The organism is Mesorhizobium sp. WSM4312 (assembly GCF_002294875.1).
GTDB lineage: Bacteria > Pseudomonadota > Alphaproteobacteria > Rhizobiales > Rhizobiaceae > Mesorhizobium.
In genome coordinates this window covers 88,358-107,696 of record NZ_NSFU01000019.1, presented here as the reverse complement: position 1 = coordinate 107,696, position 19,339 = coordinate 88,358, and the positions used below count along the sequence as shown (strand labels likewise).

At 64.4% G+C, this 19,339-nt stretch carries 18 protein-coding genes and 1 pseudogene; 7 read left to right on the top strand and 12 right to left on the bottom strand.

What is annotated here, in order from left to right:
- Positions 1–111: 111 nt before the first annotated feature.
- On the top strand, positions 112–1,338 hold the full coding sequence (locus CK228_RS27750; RefSeq protein ID WP_095789874.1) for an alpha-D-ribose 1-methylphosphonate 5-triphosphate diphosphatase: 1,227 nt from the start codon (positions 112–114) through the stop codon (positions 1,336–1,338).
- 70 nt (positions 1,339–1,408) lie between these two features.
- Here CK228_RS27750 and CK228_RS27745 read toward each other — a convergent pair whose 3' ends face one another.
- Entirely contained in the window at positions 1,409–1,609 is a 201-nt protein-coding gene (locus tag CK228_RS27745) for a hypothetical protein (RefSeq protein ID WP_095774963.1), read from the bottom strand.
- A 551-nt stretch (positions 1,610–2,160) separates the two neighbouring features.
- Between CK228_RS27745 and CK228_RS27740 the strand changes: the two genes are divergently transcribed.
- From CK228_RS27740 to CK228_RS27720, 5 genes are all read left to right on the top strand, one after another.
- Entirely contained in the window at positions 2,161–3,144 is a 984-nt protein-coding gene (locus CK228_RS27740; protein WP_095789891.1) for a substrate-binding domain-containing protein, read from the top strand.
- Positions 3,141–4,145 carry an ABC transporter permease gene (locus tag CK228_RS27735; RefSeq protein ID WP_095774965.1) on the top strand — a complete coding sequence of 335 codons (1,005 nt, stop codon included), beginning with the start codon at positions 3,141–3,143 and terminating at the stop codon, positions 4,143–4,145. The genes CK228_RS27740 and CK228_RS27735 overlap by 4 nt, the downstream gene beginning before the upstream one ends.
- Positions 4,142–4,906, top strand: coding sequence for an ATP-binding cassette domain-containing protein (locus CK228_RS27730; protein WP_095774966.1), 765 nt, complete (start codon positions 4,142–4,144; stop codon positions 4,904–4,906). The genes CK228_RS27735 and CK228_RS27730 overlap by 4 nt, the downstream gene beginning before the upstream one ends.
- A 64-nt stretch (positions 4,907–4,970) precedes the next feature.
- Positions 4,971–6,056, top strand: a complete 1,086-nt coding sequence (locus CK228_RS27725) for a Gfo/Idh/MocA family oxidoreductase (protein ID WP_095789873.1) — start codon at positions 4,971–4,973, stop codon at positions 6,054–6,056.
- A 119-nt stretch (positions 6,057–6,175) separates the two neighbouring features.
- The gene (locus CK228_RS27720; protein WP_095789872.1) at positions 6,176–8,203 is read left to right on the top strand and encodes an amidase; all 2,028 of its coding nucleotides are present in this window, start codon (positions 6,176–6,178) and stop codon (positions 8,201–8,203) included.
- Between the two features lie 66 nt (positions 8,204–8,269).
- On the opposite strand, the pseudogene CK228_RS36030 reads toward CK228_RS27720, so the two are convergent.
- From CK228_RS36030 to CK228_RS27700, 4 genes and pseudogenes are all read right to left on the bottom strand, one after another.
- Positions 8,270–8,569, bottom strand: a pseudogene (locus tag CK228_RS36030) (CatB-related O-acetyltransferase); the annotation flags it as partial.
- A gap of 324 nt (positions 8,570–8,893) precedes the next feature.
- Complete coding sequence (locus CK228_RS27710) at positions 8,894–9,241, bottom strand: hypothetical protein (protein WP_095789871.1); 348 nt, start codon at positions 9,239–9,241, stop codon at positions 8,894–8,896.
- Positions 9,242–9,303: 62 nt separating this feature from the next.
- Positions 9,304–9,951: a ThuA domain-containing protein gene (locus CK228_RS27705; RefSeq protein ID WP_095789870.1), complete on the bottom strand. Its 648-nt coding sequence runs from the start codon at positions 9,949–9,951 to the stop codon at positions 9,304–9,306.
- A gap of 53 nt (positions 9,952–10,004) precedes the next feature.
- Positions 10,005–11,027 carry an LLM class flavin-dependent oxidoreductase gene (locus CK228_RS27700; protein ID WP_095789869.1) on the bottom strand — a complete coding sequence of 341 codons (1,023 nt, stop codon included), beginning with the start codon at positions 11,025–11,027 and terminating at the stop codon, positions 10,005–10,007.
- A gap of 105 nt (positions 11,028–11,132) precedes the next feature.
- Here CK228_RS27700 and CK228_RS27695 point away from each other — a divergent pair, with 105 nt between their 5' ends.
- A complete protein-coding gene (locus CK228_RS27695; RefSeq protein ID WP_095789868.1) occupies positions 11,133–12,230 on the top strand; it encodes a CaiB/BaiF CoA-transferase family protein in 1,098 nt (365 codons plus the stop codon).
- A gap of 80 nt (positions 12,231–12,310) precedes the next feature.
- Here CK228_RS27695 and CK228_RS27690 read toward each other — a convergent pair whose 3' ends face one another.
- From CK228_RS27690 to CK228_RS27660, 7 genes are all read right to left on the bottom strand, one after another.
- Positions 12,311–12,586, bottom strand: a complete 276-nt coding sequence (locus CK228_RS27690; RefSeq protein WP_095775050.1) for a hypothetical protein — start codon at positions 12,584–12,586, stop codon at positions 12,311–12,313.
- 144 nt (positions 12,587–12,730) lie between these two features.
- Positions 12,731–14,227 (bottom strand): aldehyde dehydrogenase family protein, encoded by a 1,497-nt coding sequence (locus CK228_RS27685; protein ID WP_095774974.1) that lies wholly within the window; start codon positions 14,225–14,227, stop codon positions 12,731–12,733.
- A gap of 112 nt (positions 14,228–14,339) precedes the next feature.
- On the bottom strand, positions 14,340–15,539 hold the full coding sequence (locus CK228_RS27680; RefSeq protein ID WP_095789867.1) for a mandelate racemase/muconate lactonizing enzyme family protein: 1,200 nt from the start codon (positions 15,537–15,539) through the stop codon (positions 14,340–14,342).
- Positions 15,540–15,548: 9 nt separating this feature from the next.
- The gene (locus CK228_RS27675) at positions 15,549–15,875 is read right to left on the bottom strand and encodes an NIPSNAP family protein (RefSeq protein ID WP_095789890.1); all 327 of its coding nucleotides are present in this window, start codon (positions 15,873–15,875) and stop codon (positions 15,549–15,551) included.
- A 104-nt stretch (positions 15,876–15,979) separates the two neighbouring features.
- Positions 15,980–17,338 carry a mandelate racemase/muconate lactonizing enzyme family protein gene (locus CK228_RS27670; RefSeq protein ID WP_095789866.1) on the bottom strand — a complete coding sequence of 453 codons (1,359 nt, stop codon included), beginning with the start codon at positions 17,336–17,338 and terminating at the stop codon, positions 15,980–15,982.
- 61 nt (positions 17,339–17,399) lie between these two features.
- On the bottom strand, positions 17,400–18,566 hold the full coding sequence (locus tag CK228_RS27665; RefSeq protein WP_095789865.1) for a mandelate racemase/muconate lactonizing enzyme family protein: 1,167 nt from the start codon (positions 18,564–18,566) through the stop codon (positions 17,400–17,402).
- 55 nt (positions 18,567–18,621) lie between these two features.
- A complete protein-coding gene (locus CK228_RS27660; protein WP_095775052.1) occupies positions 18,622–19,332 on the bottom strand; it encodes a GntR family transcriptional regulator in 711 nt (236 codons plus the stop codon).
- Positions 19,333–19,339 lie beyond the last annotated feature (7 nt).

Genomic DNA, 19,339 nt, shown 5'->3' with positions numbered 1-19,339 from the left:
GCAAGCCGGCGCATCGTCGCCATGATCGGCGTCTTCATCATCCCAACGATGTCGCCGACCTTGTCGCCCGCGCAATCCACCTTGAAATCGCTGCCTTGCAAGAGACATGACATGTGGCTGAGTGAATTCGAAATTGTCCTGCGCGACCGCGTCATCCCGAACGGCGCCGTCAGGATCGAGAACGGCCGGATCGCCGAGATCCGCGAGAAGCCTGTCGGGCACGCCGACATCGAGGGCGGCGGCCGCCTGCTGCTGCCCGGCTTCATCGACATGCATGGCGACATGGTGGAGAGGGAAGTCGAGCCGCGCATCGGCGTGCATGTGCCGATGCGGATCGGCATTGCCGAGCTCGACAAGAAGCTCGCCTCCTGCGGCATCACCACCGCCTATGCCGCGCTCTCCTTCATCGGCGCCAGCGTCACCAGCGGCGTGCTGCGCTCGGAAGACCATACGACAGAAATCATCGGCACCATTGCCGGGTTGAAGGACCACCTGTTGGTCGACCACCGCATCCATGCCCGCTTCGAAGTGACCTTCACCCCGGCGCTTCCCACGCTGCGGAAGCTGATGGACGCCGGCAGGCTGCACCTGATCTCGCTGATGGACCACACGCCCGGACAGGGTCAATACCGCGACGTCGAGCTCTACATTGCCCGCATCGCCAAGGAGCGCGGCATGTCCGTTGCCGCGGCCTCGGAGGTCGTCGGCAAGCGCATGGCGGGCCGCGAAGGGCAAGGCGATGTGCTGAACGCCCTGCAGGACCTGTCGGCGCGAGCCCAAGCCGCCGGCATCGTGCTCGCCTCGCATGACGACGACACGCTGGAAAAGGTCGAACTGGTGCATGGCCTGGGCGCCGCGCTCAGCGAATTCCCGGTGACCCTGGAAGCGGCGCAGGAGGCCCGCAGGCTCGGCATGCATACTGCCATGGGGGCGCCCAACGCGCTGCGCGGCGAGTCCTATTCCGGCAATCTTTCCGCCCGGCAGGCCTATGAAGCCGGGTTGCTCGACATGCTGGCCAGCGACTACCATCCGGCGTCCATCCTGCCGGCCGTGCTCGGCCTGGCGGAGCTGCGAGGCAATGGCCTCGCGGCGGCGGCGGCGCTGACAAGCGCCAACCCGGCCAACGCCCTGGGGCTCACCGATCGCGGCGCCATCGAGCCCGGCCTTCTGGCCGATTTGGTGGTGGCCGACCGCCATCCCGTGCCACGCGTCCGCGCCACCTTCCGCGCCGGCCGCATGATTTACGGTGATGGCACGCTTGCACCAGCGGGCAAGGCAGAACGCGTTGGCCCGGTCGCGGCTGAACGGCTACCTGCTGCCGCCCGGGAAAGCGCGTAGCGCTTTCCCGGGGAATTGCATCAAAACAAGGTTGGAGCAGTTCGCCGTTTCCGGGAAACGGTGAACTGCTCTAAACGTCGAGCACGACCGTCATGCCGCGCACCTCGGCCATTTCCAGCAGCATGTCCTGCAAGGTTTCGATGGTGTGCGCCGCGCCGGTCAATGCCAGCAACTCGGTGATACTCTCTCTCATGGAAATGACCGCGACTCCGGTCTTCTCGGAAAGCAGCCGTCCGATGGCCGTGCGGATCATGGCATTGTGGTCAGGCATGATTCCCCCCTTTCATGCTGGATGACGGTAAAAGCCTTCTCAAACGGCATGCTTTTCCACAACTTCTGCGAGCTTTAGCTTACGCTTGCAAGCCGTTTTGGTATGTCTGATCTCCAGTATTTTTCTGACAGTTGCTCGGCGGCGACAGCGACGGCAGCACCCATGGATTGCCGCTTGGCGGCAAACGGGCCGGCGGCGGTGCGACAGAGCCTGGTGAGAGCCCCGCCCCTGCCGAGCCGGCAATTCCGGAAATCTGTCGAAAGCGGCCCAACGAGCCAAAACCGCTTCGCACCATTTTAAATCTTGACGCGTGTCAATTTTTTATCAAACATGCGCAAATGCTGATGGGGCTAGGTCAGCGCTCTGGGAGGAGAAATGCCTGGCATGGAAAAGGTCCCGACCGGGTCCGTCGTCCGCGAGACGTTTGGCGTTCGCCGGGCCGCGGGCCGCGCGGCGTTGCCGATGCAGGCATGGTTCTCGCAGCACCGGCCACGGACGTCCGTGGGCTTGCCGACAAGACACATCCAACAATCAAGAAGCGGAGGAACAAAATGCGCATCTTCAACGGCCTGACGCTTGGCGCGGGCCTGCTGGCAACCATCGTCTCGGCCCACGCCGGGGACGCGGCCAAGGTCGCGGCCATCGTCAAGGGCCTCGACAACCCCTTCTTCCAGACCATGCAGAAGGGCATCGAGGAGCAAGGCAAAGCCAGTGGCGTCAATGTCAGCGTCCAGGCCGCCGCCAATATGGGCGACGCCACCGGCCAGGCCGACCGTCTGACCGCCATGGCCATGCAGGACTTCGATTGCTACCTGGTCAACCCGATCAGCGTCTCCAACCTCGTCCAGGCGCTGGTGCCGGTCGCCCAGAAGAAGAAGCCGATCGTCAACATCGACTCGACCATCGACCCCGAACAGGCAAAGGCCGCCGGCTTTGCCGTCTCGACCTATATCGGCACCGACAATGTCGCCGCCGGCGCGCTGGCCGGCGAGGAAATGCTGAAGCTGGTGCCGAAGGGCTCCAAGGTGGCGCTGATCGCCGGCATCGTCGGCGATGTCGGCTCCAATGCCCGCATCAAGGGCTTCAAGCAGGCCGTCGAAGGCAAGCTCGAGGTGGCGGTGATGGTGAGCGCCGACTGGGATCGTGAGAAGGCGTTGACCGCCGCCACCGACATCCTCGCGGCGCACCCCGATCTCGCCGGCTTCTTCGCCGCCAACGACATCATGGCGCTCGGCGTCGAACGCGCCGTGCAGACCTCGGGCAAGGACGTCAAGGTGATCGGCCTCGACGGCATCGTCGACGCGCTGAAATCGATCGCGGCGGGCGAACTCACGGCCACCGTCGCCCAATATCCCTATGTCGTCGGCGCCATGGGTGTCGAAGCCTGTGCGTTGGCCGCCAAGGGCAAGGAACTGCCCGCCAACGTGCCCGCACCCGTGCTCCTGATCAACAAGGACAACGCCGACGCCTCGCTGAAGAACTTTCCGCGTCCCGGCGGCGATTATCCAGATCCCTTCCGCGAGATGCTGAAGTGAGCAATCCCACGGACAACGCGCCCGTCGCCCATTCGGCGGGCGCGGCGGAGGAGAGCCGCCCCTCCCTGTCGGCTCTCCTCCTGGATCCTTCCTTCTGGGCCGACTGGGCATCCGTCGTCGGCCTGGTCGGTCTCGTGATCGTCTTCGGCATCGCCCAGCCGGTCTTTCTCAGCGTCGCCAATCTGCAGGCGCTGCTGCTGGCGGCGGCTATCCTGGTCGTGTTGTCGATCGGCCAGACCTTCGTCGTCACGACGTCAGGCATCGACCTGTCGCTGGCGGCGGCCGTCATGCTTGGCGCCATCATCCTCGGTCTCCTCAACGCGGCCGGCTACGGCATCTTCATCGCCTGCGTGCTCGCGGTGCTCGCCACCAGCGCCATCGGCTTCCTCAACGGCCTCATCATCACCGCAGGCAAGATCCCCGATTTCGTGGTGACGCTCGGCACGCTGTCGGGCATCACCGGGCTTGGCCTGATCCTGTCGGGCGGCGAACCGACCATGGTCGGCTCGACCTTCCTGCTGAAACTCGCTTCGGGCTCGTTCGGACCGTTCGGCTATCCGGTCTGGGTAGCGATCGCGGCCGTCATTGTGGCGCATATCACGCTCTACCACACGCGCTTCGGCGTCCATCTCTTGGCGACCGGCGGCCAGGTCGAAAGCGCCGGCGCGCTCGGCATCCGCACCAACCGCGTCAAGATCGCCGCCTACACCATCTCCGGCTTCTGCGCCGGCATCGCGGCCATTCTCCTGGTTGCCCGCATCGGCTCGGCCGAGCCGCAGATCAACACCAGCCTGCTCCTGAATTCGGTGGCGGCGGTGGTTCTGGGCGGCGTCAGCCTGTTCGGCGGCCGCGCCAGCATATTGGGCCCGGCCATCGGCGCGCTGATGCTCACCGCGCTGGTCAACGGGCTGACGCTGCTCAACGTCTCGGCCTTCTATCAACCGCTTGCCGTGGGCGCCATCGTGGTGCTGGCAGCGCTGATCATGCGGTACCAGAAATGAGCGCCGTCAGCCCCTCCTCCGCCTCGGACGCGATCATCGCCTGCAATGGCCTGAGCAAGCATTTCGGCGGCGTGCGCGCCTTCACCGACGTCGCCTTCCAGGCACGCCGCGGCGAAGTCACCGCCGTCATCGGCGACAATGGCGCCGGCAAGTCGACGCTGATCCGCTGCCTGGTCGGCGTGCATGTGCCGGATGCCGGCTCGATCGTCTTCGATGGCCGCGAACATCCCTTCTCCAACCCGGACGGAGCGCGCAAGGCCGGCATCGAGACCGTGCACCAGAACCTGGCGCTGATCGACGAACTGACGGTGGCGCAGAACCTGTTCCTCAACCGCGAGCTCGTGCGCCGCATCGGCCCCTTCGCTTTCCTCGACCGCAAGGCGATGAAACGCGAGGCGCGCTCCATGCTGTCGCGCCTGTCGATCAACGTGCCGTCGATCAACCAGCGTGTGCGCCGCCTGTCGGGCGGCCAGCGGCAGGCGATCTCGATCTGCCGCGCCGTCGGCTCCGGCGCCAAGCTGGTGGTGATGGACGAACCGACGGCAGCGCTTGGCGTGCAGGAGACCGCCAATGTCGAGGCGTTGATCCGCCGCCTGCGCGAACAGTCGGTCTCGGTCATCCTGGTCAGCCACAATTTCGATCAGGTGCGGCGCCTGTCCGACCAGATCTGGGTGATGCGGGCGGGAAAGATGGCCGCGACGGTGCGTGCCTCCGAGACATCAGGCAACGAACTGGTCGCGCTGGTCACCGGCGCGGTGTGATCGCCCAATCGTGAAATCAATCGTTGGCCGCCTCGGCCGCAAATGAAATCAAGGGAGTTTGAGAGTGGCGCCACTTCGTGTCGGGCTTGTGGGTCTTGGAGAGGTCGCGCAGTCGATCCATCTGCCCGTTCTGGCTGACCAGCGCGACCGCTGGATAATCGCGGGCGTCTACGACGTCTCACCAAGCCTGGTGGCGCTCGTCACATCCGAATATGCCGCAACAGCCTTCGACACGGCCGAGGCGCTGATCAATTCCCCTGACATCGACGTCGTCTTCGTGCTGTCGTCGGACGACACCCACAGCCGCTTCGTCCGCGCCGCCATGCAAGCCGACAAGCACATCCTGCTCGAGAAGCCCGCTTGTCTCACGGTGCGCGAGATCGACGAGCTGCTGGCGCTGATGCCGGCCTACGGGAAGACCCTGTTCGTCGGCTACATGCGCCGCTATGCGCCGGCCTATCTCCAGGCGAGAGACGAATTGCCTGATCATGCCGACATCACCCATGTCCGCATCTTCGACCTGATTTCGGAGGGCCGGCATTTCCTGAAGAAGAGCCAGAACATCCTCTACCCCGACGACATCGACCCTGCCCTGCTGGCGCGCGGCGCCAGGGAGCGGGACGCGCTGATCCGCGAGGTTGTCGGCACCGACGCGCCGGCCGACCTGGTGCGCGCCTATCGCGGGCTGACGGCGCTGTCCTCGCACCACATCTCGGCGATGCGCGGTCTCATTGGCGAGCCCAAGGGCGTGGTTGCCGCGCACCGCACCAATGGCGGCGCCAACACGTCGGTCACCTTCGACTACGGCCATTTCGCTTGCCTCTATGACGCGGTGGTCGACGATCTCGGCCTGTTCGACGCCATGATTGAGGTGCGCTCCAACACCAGGCGCGTGCGTATCATCTACGACACGCCTTACATCCGCAGCCTGCCGACCCGGCTGGAGGTCACCGAAGCCGGCCCATTCGGCCCGGTGACGAAAAGCTTCGGGCCGCTTTACGGCGATGCTTTCTCCAACGAATTGGAGATTTTCCATCGGCATATCATCGAAGGCACCAAGCCGCTGACCGACCTCGCCGATTCCCGCCGCGACCTGGCGCTGATGGCCGCGATCATCGAGCGCATGAAGGAGAGCGGCGGAGACGCCTGAGCCCTGCCGGCAAGTTATCCGCAGGAACAACGCGTTCCGACAAAGATTGACTGCTGGCCCTTGCCGAAGCCGGCGGGCTCGCTCATCCATGGCGCACAGACAACAGCCTGGAACCCGCGATGACCGATGCCGCCCTTCATCTCGCCGAAGCGACGATCCACCAACTGCGCCGCGCGCTCGATGACGGCACGGTCACCAGCGTCGAGCTGGTCGCGGCGTATCTCAGGCGGATCGCGCATTTCGACCGGCATGGCGTCAGCCTCAACGCCGTCCCCGTGCTCAATCCGTCCATGTTCGAAGAAGCAGCGGCTTCCGACCAGCGGCGGCGCAACAATACCTTGCTCGGGCCGCTCGACGGCATCCCCTACACCGCCAAGGACAGCTACAAGGTCAAAGGCCTGACGGTCGCCGCCGGCTCGCCGGCCTTCGAGCACCTGGTCGCCAATGAGGACGCCTTCACCATCGCCCAGCTGCGCGCCGGCGGCGCGGTGCTGATCGGCCTCACCAACATGCCACCGATGGCCAATGGCGGCATGCAGCGCGGCGTCTATGGCCGCGCCGAAAGCCCCTACAATGCCGATTACCTGACCGCCGCCTTCGCCTCGGGGTCGTCCAACGGGTCCGGCACCGCAACGGCCGCCAGCTTCTGCGCCTTCGGGCTCGGCGAGGAGACCTGGTCGTCCGGCCGGGCGCCGGCCACCAACAATGCGCTGGTCGCCTACACGCCGTCGCGCGGCGTCATTTCCGTGCGCGGCAACTGGCCATTGGTGCCGACCATGGATGTCGTGGTGCCGCACACGCGGACCATGCCTGACATGCTCGAACTGCTCGACGTGATCGTCGCCGACGACCCGCAGACGCGCGGCGATTTCTGGCGTGCGCAGCCTTGGGTCGCGCTGCCGAAAAGCTCTCAAGTGCGGCCGCAGCGCTATGCCGATCTGGTGCTTGCGGGCTCACTGAAAGGCAAGCGGCTCGGGGTGCCGAAAATGTATATCGGCCGCGACAGCGAGGCCGATAAACCGATCGAAACCCGTGCCTCGGTGCTCGCCCTGTGGGGACAGGCGGCGGCCGACCTCGAACGGCTTGGCGCCGAAGTGGTCGAAGTCGATTTCCCCGTCGTCTCCAACTACGAGCGCGACCGTCCCGGCGCCCGCACCATGGTCGAGCGCGGGCTGGTGCCGCCGGATTTCGCCGACCGCGAAATCTGGGATCTCTGCATCTGGGGCTGGGACGATTTCCTGCGCGCCAACGCCGACCCGGCCCTGCACGATCTCGCTTCGGTCGATGGCCCGAAGATCTTCCCGCAGCCGCCCGGCACGCTGCCCGACCGCTATGAGGACGGCTTCGACCTGGCGGACTATGTCGAACGCGCCAAATCCGGCGTCACGCCCTTCAGGGACATCCCAACGCTTGAAGACGGCCTGAAAGGGCTGGAAGCGACACGGCGGATCGATTTCGAGGACTGGCTCGACGCGCAAGGCATCGACGCCGTGGTGCTGCCAGCCGCCGCCGATGTCGGCCCGGCCAATGCCGACATTAACGAGACGTCGGCGGACCTTGCCTGGCGCAACGGCACCTGGGTCGCCAACGGCAATCTTGTCTGGCGCCATTTCGGCATCCCGACCGTCACCGTGCCGATGGGCACGATGGCCGACATCGGCATGCCGGTCGGCCTGACCTTCGCCGGCAAGGCCTATGACGATGAAGATCTGCTGCGCATGGCCGGCGATTTCGAGCGCGCCACCCAGCGCCGCACAAGCCCGCCACGCACGCCCGAGCTGACCGACGATGTGTTTTCAGGACGGAGCGCCAAGGCCGGTGGCAGCGCGGCGCCGCGACTTGCCATCGCGCTCGCCGCTGAGACGCGCAGGTCCGGAGATCAGGACGAGATCACAGTTACGCTCGACCTGCCTGTTGAGCCAACCGAAGCCAAGAACGCCGACGTCAAAGTCCATGTCAACGGAGAGCCGGTCGCGATGCAGCGGGCCGGGGCGCGCTTCAGCGGGCGTGCACTCGTGCCGGCCGCCGAGCATCAGCGCCTCCACAGCATCTGGCGCGGCTCCTATGGCTCGATCGTGACAGTGGTGGTGCGGTTGGAGGATGGACGCACCGCCGGCGCCTATGTGATCACGGGAGGAATTGAGTGAGGGCATGATGTGCCGTTCGGCACAAGCGGAAAGCAGTTCCATGGATTCTGGATTGACGCCGTTGGGCTATGATGCGCGGTTGGCGGCGATGAAGGCATCAATGGATCCATAGAAGGTCGGCAGGTCGGCCTTGATCCTCTCGTCGCTCCATTCCCACCAGCGTATAGCGAGCAAACTCGCGATCTGGTCATCGGTAAACCTGTTCCGGATGAACCTGGCAGGATTTCCCGCCACGACCGCGTAGGGCGCCACGTCCTTGGTGACGACCGAGCCGGCTCCGACAACGGCACCGTCTCCAATGGTTATTCCCGGTAGGATGATTGCGCGTCGACCAATCCATACGTCGTTGCCGATTTTTGTCGGCCCGTTGACCACCAGATCATCATAGGCCGCGATCGAATTTGTCATGTGAACTTCGAATGGAAAAGTCGAGACAAAGTGCGTCGGATGATTGGCACGACAAAGGAATAGCGTCTCCTCCGCAATGGAGCAGAACGCTCCTATTTCAAGCGGTGAGGTCTCGTCACAGCCATAAATATTGCTGGGCTTTGTGTAGAAGAGCGTTCTTCGCCCGATCGATGCGTGCTGCGGTATGTTTTCCGGCTTTGGCGCTCGTCGAAGACCGAGCATGGTTCGAAGTCTTCTTGCAAATCCCATTTTTTCCAAGCCATGGTTGGTCTTGACCGGCCGTCACGGAAAGCTGGCCGAGCGACTCGCCACAAAGGCCAAGTCCCGCTGAATGACGTCTCGTTTGTCCTGCGACAAGCCGACAAGCAGCTTTTCATCGAGATAACCTGCGCGAATGAGCTGCGCAAACACGTAGAGAAGCTGGGAATAGCGGTAATCGAACGTCCGATCGATGTCCCGCCGCCGTTCGCGCAAATAGTCTTCCAGCTCCCACATCTCGGAGGGCTGCGTCATCGCACCGGCCTTGCTTTTGAATTCGGCCATCGTCTTTGCGAGGGCCGTCTCAAGAGCCGTATCGAAGGCATGGCGCGCGAGCTTCTTCTCGGATGTGGACCAGTTGAAATCACTCATTGGATATCTCCGTAGATGTCCCAGCGAACTCGGCCCAGATTTTCACGGGACTTCGCGTGCCGCTATCCCCGCGCCGCCCACAGCAGACCGCGCTCGACAATCAGCGCCATTTCCGGCACCGCGAACTCGTCCGCGGTGTGCCCAAGGGAACTGTAAAACACCTTCCCCGCGCCATACCTTCGCTTCCAGACCACCGGCATGACGACACCATCGATGCCCGGGAAATGCGCGTCGCTGAAAGTGGTCGTCGCCAGCACCTCGTTGCTGGGGTCTACATGCATGTAATACTGCTCCGACCGGTAGGCGAAATCACCGACGCCTCTGGTGATCGGGTCGTCGGGCTGTGTGATCACCACCCGATAATCGATGATGTTGCCGGGGTGCGCGACCCATTGGCCGCCGGTCATGAACTGGTAGTCGGGCTCGTTGCGGAAACTGTCGCCCATCGTGCCGTGGAAGCCGCCGAGGCCTGTTCCCCCGCGAACCGCGGCGGTCAGATTCTGCAGCTCGGCCTTTTCGATCGTCGACATGGTGATGGCAGGCACGATGAGATCGAAGGAAGACAGTTCCGGATCGGCGAACATCGCCGTGCCCTGGCCCAGCGTGACATCGAACCCGTTGCGCTGAAGCAGCGCGCGGATGACGTTGGCGCTGCGTTCGGGCGTGTGGCCTTCCCAACCACCCCAGGCAATCAAAGCCTTCTTCGCCATGCCGTGAACCTCCTGAATCGCCAACCGCGATCGATGGTTACATGGCGCGGCCGTCAGCGCCAGCCCAGGGCCGGCGCGACATGGGTTAGGATCGCCTCGATGACGTGGGCGTTGTAGTCGACGCCGAGCTGGTTGGGTACGGTCAGCAGCAGCGTGTCGGCCTCGGCGATCGCCTCGTCCTGCGCCAGCTCCTTGATCAGCACGTCAGGCTCGGCGGCGTAGCTGCGGCCAAAGATCGCTCGCGTATTTTCCTCGATGAAACCGATCTGGTCGCGGCTCTCGTTGCCGCGGCCGAAATAGGCGCGGTCGCGGTCGTCGACCAGCGCGAAGATGCTGCGGCTGACCGAGACGCGTGGTTCACGCGCGTGTCCTGCCGCTTTCCACGCTTCGCGGTAGATCCGGATCTGTTCGGCCTGCTGGATGTGGAAGGGCTTGCCGCTTTCGTCGAATTTGAGCGTCGAGCTCTGCAGATTCATGCCGAGCTTGGCCGCCCATTCCGACGTGGCGTTGGTGGCCGCGCCCCACCAGATGCGCTCGCGCAGACCTTCCGAATGCGGCTCGAGCCGAAGCAGGCCGGGTGGGTTGGGGAACATCGGCCGTGGATTGGGTTGCGCGAACCCCTCGCCGCGCAGCGTGTCGAGAAAGACCTCGGCGTGATGCCGCGCCATGTCGGCGTCACTTTTGCCTTCCTGCGGCTGGTAGCCGAAATAGCGCCAGCCATCGATCACCTGCTCTGGCGAGCCACGGCTGATGCCAAGCTGCAGCCGCCCGCCGGCGATGATGTCGGCGGCACCGGCATCCTCGGCCATGTAGAGCGGATTCTCATAGCGCATGTCGATGACCGCCGTGCCGATCTCGATGCGGCTGGTCTTGGCGCCCACAGCCGCCAGCAGCGGGAACGGCGAAGCGAGCTGGCGGGCGAAATGATGCACCCGGAAATAGGCGCCGTCGGCGCCGAGCTCCTCGGCCGCGACGGCGAGATCGATGGATTGCAGCAGCGCGTCGGACGCCGAGCGCACCTGCGATTGCGACGAGGGCGTCCAGTGCCCGAATGACAGAAAACCGATTTTTTTCATGGCCCTGAAGTATATGCGAGCGGCACTTGCTTCAATGCCAAAACAGCGGGGTTACACACCGTCACCTTGCGCCGTACTCTGGGCCTGAACGCCGTGGAGGGGGGAATGCTGAAAGGGACGCGAATCGTCGAGATCGAGGCGCTCGGGCCGGCGCCTTTCGCCGGCATGTTGCTCGCCGATCTCGGCGCCGATGTCATCGTCGTCCACCGCAAGCAGGCGCCCGTGCCTGGCCTGCCCGAACGCTCGCTGCTCGATCGCGGCAAGCGCTCCATCGCGCTCGATCTCCGGGATGCCGGGGATGTCGCCGTGCTGAAGCGCCTCATCGCCACCGCCGAGGGCCTGATCGAGGGATTTCGGCCCGGCGTCATGGAGCGCCTCGGCCTCGGCCCGGATGCCTGCCTCGCGGCCAATCCAAGCCTGGTCTACGGCCGCATGACCGGCTGGGGCCAGGACGGCCCCCTCGCCCGCACCGCCGGGCATGATTTGAATTATGCCGGCCTGTCCGGTGCGCTCTGGTACGCCTCCTTGCCGGGCGAGCCGCCGATGGCGCCGCCGACGCTCACCGGCGACATAGGCGGCGGCGCGCTTTACCTGGTGATCGGCATGCTGGCTGCCATCATGAACGCGCGTGCCGGCGGCCGGGGCACGGTGGTCGACGCGGCCATCGTCGACGGCTCGGCCCACATGATGAACCTGCTGATGGTGCTCGGCCAGTCCGGCGGGCTCGTCGCCGAACGCGGCCAAAGCCTTCTCGACGGCCCGCACTGGTGCCGCGTCTATCGCACCGCCGATGGCGGATTCATCAGCGTCCAGTGCATCGAGCCGAAATTCTATGCGCTGTTTCTCGAAAGGCTCGGCCTCGCCGCCGATCCGCAATTCGCCAAGCAATTCGACCGCGATCTCTGGCCGGAACTCGGCAGCCGGCTGGCGGCGATCTTTGCCGCAAAACCGCGCGACGAATGGACCGGCCTGTTCGAAGGCTCTGACGCCTGCGTCTCCCCGGTGCTCAATCCATGGGAAGCGGCACAGCATCCGCACATGGCCGCGCGCGGCTCGTGGCTGGCGGTGGGCGGCGTCCTGCAGGCAGCCGCCGCTCCGCGCTTTTCCGGATGGGCGCAAAAGACGCCGACGAAAGGTCCCGCGCGCGACGAACACGGTACCGAGATTCGCGCGGAACTGGCGGGTCCCGCTGCAAACCGTTGAAATCAGCCAGTTTCAGGCTGCTGGAATTGCCATTGGCTGCCGGGCCTGACACTGGCTTGCGCTGACAGCCAAGCGGCCAGCTACTTTCCGCAGTGATGATCGTTGATCTTGTTCAACGCGTTCGCATCCGGCCCGACCCGATGGTAGGAACAGGCGCCTGCTGCCGTCGTGAACAGTTGCTGGTCGTAGTAGCGCGGACCGCCGAACAGGAAGCCGATGAGATCGTCATCGGCGGGAACGTAGCGTTCTGGCTCGGCCTGGTGATGGCGATGCCTGGACCCGGCGGATGCCGACATTGACATGCCACAGGCCATCGCCACGGCAAGAGCGCAGATCGCAACCCGTTTCGTCGTCATCGGCAACACCCTCCTGGCCATTCGTATCTCCTATATAGGCAAAAATCACCAGCCGAACAAAGGTTCCCCCCTGCAACGGTTCGCTTGTCCCGCGATTTGCCTGCGCCGCAGCGACCCGCACAGCGCGTCAGCCCCGCACACCCGTCAGTCTGTCTGGATCCAGACAGACTTGGTCTCCAGATACTCATGCAGATGCTCGATGCCGCCCTCGCGTCCATAGCCGGACATCTTCATGCCGCCGAACGGCACCGCCGGGTCGATGGCATGGTACATGTTGACCCAGACCGAGCCGGCCTTGATGCGGCGCGCCAGCTTGTGCGCGGTGCCGAGATGCGTGGTGAAGATGCCGGCGGCGAGCCCATAGGGCGTCGCATTGGCGCGCGCCACCGCTTCGTCGAGCGTGTCGAAGGGCATCGCCGAGATGACCGGTCCGAAGATCTCTTCACGCGCAATGGTCATCTTGTCCGACACTGCACCGAAGACGGTCGGCGCGATGAAGTTGCCGCCGTCATAAAGCGCGCCCGTCAGCCGCGAGCCGCCGGCGACCAGTTTGGCGCCCTCGTCGCTGCCGGCCTTGATATAGCCCTCCACCTTGCCGGCCTGCCTGGCATTGATCAGCGGCCCGATTTCGGTTTCCGCCTCGATGCCGTGGCCGATGCGCAGCCTGCCGGCGAATTCCGCGACGCGGCGCACGAACTCGTCGTGGATTTCGCGCGCCACGAACAGCCGCGAACCGGCGATGCAGATCTGCCCTGAATGCACGAACACCGCCATCGCCGCGACCGGAACGGCTTTGTCGATATCGGCGTCACGGCAGACGATGATCGGCGACTTGCCGCCGAGTTCCAGCGAAACCCGCTTGAGGTTGGCCACCCCCGCCCGCGCGATGGCTTGTCCGGTCAGCGTCGAGCCGGTGAAGACGATCTTGTTGACGTCGGGATGTTCGGCGAGCCGCGCCCCGGCCTCCGCCCCGGTGCCGGTGACGATGTTGACGACGCCGTCGGGCACGCCGGCTTCCTGCATCAGACGCGCGATCAGCAACGGCGTCAGCGACGCCTCCTCCGAGGGCTTCAGCACGATGGTGCAGCCGGTGGCCAGCGCCGGCGCGATCTTCCAGATCGAAGCGGCGGTCGGCGCGTTCCAGGGAATGATCGCGCCGACGACGCCGACCGGCTCGCGCCTCGTGAAGGAGACGATCTCGCCAGGGATCGAGTTGTCGATCGCCTCGCCATGCAACGCCGTCGCCATGCCGCCATAGAAGCGCAGCATGCCGATGACACGGCGCCGGTTGGCCAGCGTGCGGGTGATCGGCAGCCCCATGTCGAGCGTGTCGGAAACGCTGAGCTCTTCCCAATGCGTCTCGAACAGGTCGGCGATGCGCAACAGCACGCATTGTCGCTCATAGGGCGAGAATTTCGACCACGGCCCTTCGAAGGCCGCGCGTGCGGCGGCCACGGCCGCGTCGACATCGGCCGCCCCGCCGCGCGGCACCGTGGCCAGCACCTCGCCCGTCGCCGGGTTCAGCGCCTGCATCTCCTCGCCGGACCGCGCCGCGACCCACTTGCCGCCGACGAACATCGGCCGGAATTCGCCATGGTAGAGCGTCGTGGCCTTCGCTCTCGGGTCGAAGTTGAGCGTCATCTCTTCCTCCTCACGAACTCCGCCGCGACTATTACTCCCGGCGCGGTCGACCTCAACATGGAAAGGGGAGCTTGGGCTGCATGCCGGCGACGTTGAGCGAAAGAAGGATGGTTCAGTCGAAGAAGCCCGCATCCTCTTCGCTGAGATACTTCCTGGCCGCTTCGGCGTCGATGTCGAGCCCCAGGCCAGGCGCTTCCAGCAGGTCCACCATGCTGTCCTTGACGATCCGCGCCGGCAGGCCGATCACCAGATCCTCCCACCACGGGTCAGAGGCGCTGGGATATTCGAACGCGACGTAATTTGCCGGCAAGGTGGCGCAGACATTGATCAGCGCGCCGAGGCCGAGCAGGCCGTTCGCGGTGCCGTGCGGCGCCATCAGGATCGAGTGCATATAGGCGTGCTCGGCAACCCATTTGAGCTCGGCAATGCCGCCGATATCGGCCGGGTCCGGACCGATCACCCGCACCGCCTGCGTCTCGATCAGTTCCTTGAAATTGTGCCTGAGGTAGATCTGCTCGCCGGTATGGATCGGCGTCGATGTGGAGGTGGTCAGCTCGCGATAGGCCTGCGGATTGACCCATGGCACATAGTCGCCGGTCAGCATGTCCTCGAGCCACATCAGATTGTACTTCTCGACGGCGCGGGCGAACTTGATCGCATCGGGCAGCATCCAGCCCGGGCCGCAGTCGAGCGCCAGGCTGACCTTGTCGCCCAGCACCTCCTTCATCGCGATCACGCAGTCGAGCATGTGATTGAAGCCGCGCTCGCTGATCACGCCCTGATCCATGGCGCCGTGATAGCCGGCCTTCTTCTGCGTCACGCCGTAGTGGAAGCCCTCGATGCTGTCCTTCATGTTGGAATGGAACGAGATTCCCTGCTTGATCATGAAGAAATTCTGCGGCTGCTCCATCATCCATTTGGCGTCGGCGGCGTAATCCTCCGGCCGGTCGCCGGCGCGCTTGCGGCGGATCGAGCCGTTGTAGACGCGTACCTTGTCGCGCACCTTGCCGCCGAGCAGCTTGTAGACCGGCACGCCCGCCGCCTTGCCGGCGATGTCCCACAAGGCGTGCTCGATGGCGGAGACGGCGGCGCCATAGGGCTTGAACGAGCCGCGCTGGCGGATCTTCAGCATCACCCGCTCGACGTCGGTCGGATCCTCGCCGATCAGCGCCTCGCGGAAATGCAGCACGAAGGGCTTGAGATAGGTCTTTGTGAACTCGACTTCGCCCAGACCGTAGAGACCCTCGTCAGTGACGACGCGAACGATGGGATGCCGCCCGATGACGGCGCAGCGCAGGTCGGTGATCTTCATGGCGCAGTCCTAGTTCACAGACGAGAAAGCTGTCGGCGTGAGCAGCTGGCTGCTGATATTGGCAATGATCTGCCCGTCGCGCTCAGACTCGTCCCGGGCCCTGTGCCATGCCGGATCGGTGACGAAAGCCGACCATTTCACCTCACGCTCGGCCAGCGATTCCCAGGCGAGGAAATAGGTGAGGCGATTGCTGTTTTCGCCGATCGCCGTGGTGAAAAACCCGGCTTGGCGGATGCCATGCCTCTCCCAGATGGCCAGCGTTTGGTCGGAAAAGCGCTTGAGCAAAGCCGGCAGCCTGCCCGGCAGGCAGTCATAGATACGCAGTTCGTAGATCATGGTTTCGTCCGTTTCTTTCTTCACCTCTCCCTTGGGCGAGGTCGACACGAATGGTCGGTGGTTGGCCCTGTGAGCCTGGCGGGAATGATGGCAGGGGGTCTGGGCTAACTCCAGGTCCGGTCCCAGCTATATTCATTGTTCCAATGCTCGGTGGATTGCCATATCCCCGTGACACCGGGCTGCAGATGCTGGCTGATCACCTCGTCGACCACATCGTCTATGCCCAGCCCCGGTCTGTCGGGCACGGTGATGAAGCCGTCCTTGACGAGCGGCTTGGGCAGGCCGGTGACGATATCGTCCCACCAGTCGACATCGGCGGAATGGTATTCGAGCGCCATGAAGTTCTCGGTCGCGGTGGCGACATGCGCGGCGGCCATCGCGGCGATCGGGCTTTCGGCCATATGGATGGCCATGGCGACGCCGTGATCCTGCGCCATGTCGCCGATCTTCTTGGTCTCGAGAATGCCCCCGCTGGTAAGCAGGTCCGGGTGGATGACGGAAAGGCCGCCGCTCTTGAGCAGCGGCTCGAAGCCCTCCTTGAGATAGATGTCCTCGCCGGTGCAGATCGGCACCGTGGTGGCCCCCTGCAACTGCCGGTACTGCTCGGTGTGTTGCCAGGGGATCACATCCTCCAGCCAGGCTGGAACGTATTTCTCGATACGGCGCGACAGGCGTATGCCGTCCTGCAGCGAGATGTGGCCGACATGGTCGATGGCGAGCGGGATCTCGTATCCGATCACCTCGCGAACCTCGTGGATGTACTGCTCGAGCAGGTCGATCCCCTTTTCGGTGAAATGCAGGCCGGTGAACGGGTGCTGCACGTTCTGCGCGTCGTAGGCGAGATTGCGGGCCTTGCGCTCCTCGAGCGTGCCGCCACGGCCGCGCGGATTGGCATGAAATCCTTCGAGTGCGCCGGCGGGCGCGGACACGGCGCCCGGGACATGGGCGATCTGCATCAAGCCCAGGTCCATCTTGAGGAAGGTGAAACCGCGGTCCATGCGCTGCTTGAGGCGCTTTCCGGTTTCGGTGCCGCTCGGTTTCTCGGCATCGGTATCGCAATAGACGCGCACCTGATCGCGGAACTTGCCGCCGAGCATCTGGTAGATGGGGACGCCATAGGCCTTGCCTGCGAGATCCCACAACGCGATCTCGACCGCCGAGACGCCGCCGCCTTGCCGGCCGTGACCGCCGAACTGCTTGATGCGGCGAAACAGGCGATCGATGTCGCAAGGGGTCTCGCCAAGCAGCCGGCTCTTCAGCATCAGCGCGTAGGTGGCGCTGGCGCCGTCACGCACCTCGCCGAGCCCGACGATGCCCTGGTTGGTATAGATCTTGAGCAGCGCCGAGGTGAACGGCGCGCCGACGATTTCGGCCACCCGCATGTCGGTGATGCGAAGGTCGGATGGCTTGGAATTCGTGTTGACCCGATTGAGAGCCTCGCCGGCTCCACCCGTTTTTGGCATGATTTGTCCTCGTTCTGGTCGGGGGCTTGTCGCCCCAGGCGCGTGCCGAAGTTGAGCCTTGCTAGCTCAGCTCGATCTCATGGGCTTGCAGGTAGTCGCGGTTCATCTCAACACCGAGACCAGGCTTCGACGTCAGCTTGAGGCTGCCGTTCGAAACATCGAGCGGTCTGTCGATGAGGTGATCGTATTTGCCCAGGTTCCACTCCGACGTTTCGAGCTTGTAGAAGTTCGGAACGGTCATCATCACCTGCGCCCCCGCGACCACGTTGATCGGCCCCGCGGCATCGTGCGGCGAGACCGGGATGTAGTAGGCTTCGCACAGGGCGGAAATCTTCTTGAGTTCGGTAATGCCGCCGGTCCAGGTGACGTCAGGCATGATGTAGTCAGCGAGCTTGTTCTCGAGCACCGGCACGAAATCCCATTTCGTATGGCCGCGCTCGCCCCATGAGATTGGGGCGCTGACCTTGTCACGAACCTGTTTGAGCGCGTTGAGGCTTTCGGGCGGACAGGGCTCCTCGAACCAGTCGATCTGGCCGGTTTCCTCCAGGCTGCGGCAGAGGCGAATGGCGGTGGGGACGTCGAAGCGGCCATGCGCATCGATGAGGATGTCGACGTCGGGGCCTGCCGTTTCGCGGATCAGAGCCGTGAGTTCGGCTGCTTCGCGCTCGTCCTTGCGGGTCATGCTGCCATCGAGATAGCCGTCCCGCTGCTCGCGCGACAGCCCATCGGCGCCGCGGCCCTGATGCGGAAAAGGGTCGAACTTGAGCCCTGTGTGCCCGGATTCGACGATGTCGCTGATTTCGCGGACCACAGCCTCCTTGCTGGTGAATTTGGCCTGGTTGGGATGGGTGTAGAGCGCGATTTCCTCGCGCACCGGTCCACCCAGCAACTCGTAGATCGGCTTGCCGAGGACTTTGCCACGGATGTCCCAGAGGGCTATGTCGATGGCGCTCACGCATTCGACGGCGGCGCCGCGGCTGCCCATATAGGTGAAGCTGCGGAAAATCTTGTGCCACAGGTGCTCTATGCGCGCCGGATCCTCGCCGGTCACGGCGGCGCCGATCTGTCGCAGGATCGTGCAGAGCGCACGGTTGGCAAGCTTTGTCGTGGTGGTGATCTCTCCCCAGCCGCTCACCCCTTCGTCGGTCGTGACTTCGACGAACAGGTACTCTCCCCAATAAGAAGCATCGGATTTGATCAGCCACGGCCGAATGCTCGTGATTTTCATCTCTCAACTACCTTTATCTGGAAGACCCGAAGAGCGGTGTTCCGGGCCGATTGCTCTACCCTGCCCGCGCGGCGTTGCGCGCGCGCATGTGTTCGAGGACATGCCGCCCGGACCCCTCGACATGGCGCGCGATGAGTTCGGCTGCCTCGTCGGCATTTCCCGCCTTCACATGCGCGATGAGTTCGCGGTGCTCGCGAATGATCGCGGCACGCCGGGCGAGCGTGAAATTGAAACGCCGGCTCACGGCGCGCAGCACTTCGCGATGCTTCCACCAAAGCTCGGCGGCATGGCGGTTGTAGTGCCGCTGGTACATCACGGTGTGAAAGGCGGTGTCCAGCTCGCTGTGCCTGAACGTGTCGGCGAAGTTGTTCTCTTCGATCAGACCTTGAAGACGTTCGAGTTCGGCGATGTCCTCGTCGGTGGCCATGCTCACGAACCATCGCGTCAGGGCCGGCTCGATCAGCACACCGATCTCGTAGATATCGCGGACAAAATCCTGGTCTATGGGCCGCACGCGCGCCCCGCGATTGGGGAGAAAGGTGACAAAGCCTTCCCCACGCAGCAGTTGCAGGGCCTCGCGCACGGGATTGGTCGAGGTGCCGTGACGCCGGGCCAGATCGGTGACCACAAGCCGCTCGTTGGCGGCGAGCCGGCCCTCGATGATGTCCTCCCTGATCAGCTCATAAAGCGAGGCGCCCTCGCTCGAGGCCCCAAGTGGATCGATCCCCTCGGGTGGCTCTGCTTTGAATTCCCGCGTTTCGGCCAAGGCCGGT

Bases quoted from the DNA above. Each gene is read 5' to 3' on its own strand.
- CK228_RS27695 (WP_095789868.1), top strand. From the start codon at position 11,133: ATGCTGAAAGGGACGCGAATCGTCGAGATCGAGGCGCTCGGGCCGGCG.
- CK228_RS27670 (WP_095789866.1), bottom strand. From the start codon at position 17,338: ATGCCAAAAACGGGTGGAGCCGGCGAGGCTCTCAATCGGGTCAACACG.
- CK228_RS27745 (WP_095774963.1), bottom strand. From the start codon at position 1,609: ATGCCTGACCACAATGCCATGATCCGCACGGCCATCGGACGGCTGCTT.
- CK228_RS27740 (WP_095789891.1), top strand. From the start codon at position 2,161: ATGCGCATCTTCAACGGCCTGACGCTTGGCGCGGGCCTGCTGGCAACC.
- CK228_RS27675 (WP_095789890.1), bottom strand. From the start codon at position 15,875: ATGATCTACGAACTGCGTATCTATGACTGCCTGCCGGGCAGGCTGCCG.
- CK228_RS27750 (WP_095789874.1), top strand. From the start codon at position 112: ATGTGGCTGAGTGAATTCGAAATTGTCCTGCGCGACCGCGTCATCCCG.
- CK228_RS27705 (WP_095789870.1), bottom strand. From the start codon at position 9,951: ATGGCGAAGAAGGCTTTGATTGCCTGGGGTGGTTGGGAAGGCCACACG.
- CK228_RS27730 (WP_095774966.1), top strand. From the start codon at position 4,142: ATGAGCGCCGTCAGCCCCTCCTCCGCCTCGGACGCGATCATCGCCTGC.
- CK228_RS27685 (WP_095774974.1), bottom strand. From the start codon at position 14,227: ATGACGCTCAACTTCGACCCGAGAGCGAAGGCCACGACGCTCTACCAT.
- CK228_RS27680 (WP_095789867.1), bottom strand. From the start codon at position 15,539: ATGAAGATCACCGACCTGCGCTGCGCCGTCATCGGGCGGCATCCCATC.
- CK228_RS27700 (WP_095789869.1), bottom strand. From the start codon at position 11,027: ATGAAAAAAATCGGTTTTCTGTCATTCGGGCACTGGACGCCCTCGTCG.
- CK228_RS27665 (WP_095789865.1), bottom strand. From the start codon at position 18,566: ATGAAAATCACGAGCATTCGGCCGTGGCTGATCAAATCCGATGCTTCT.
- CK228_RS27690 (WP_095775050.1), bottom strand. From the start codon at position 12,586: ATGACGACGAAACGGGTTGCGATCTGCGCTCTTGCCGTGGCGATGGCC.
- CK228_RS27710 (WP_095789871.1), bottom strand. From the start codon at position 9,241: ATGAGTGATTTCAACTGGTCCACATCCGAGAAGAAGCTCGCGCGCCAT.
- CK228_RS27720 (WP_095789872.1), top strand. From the start codon at position 6,176: ATGACCGATGCCGCCCTTCATCTCGCCGAAGCGACGATCCACCAACTG.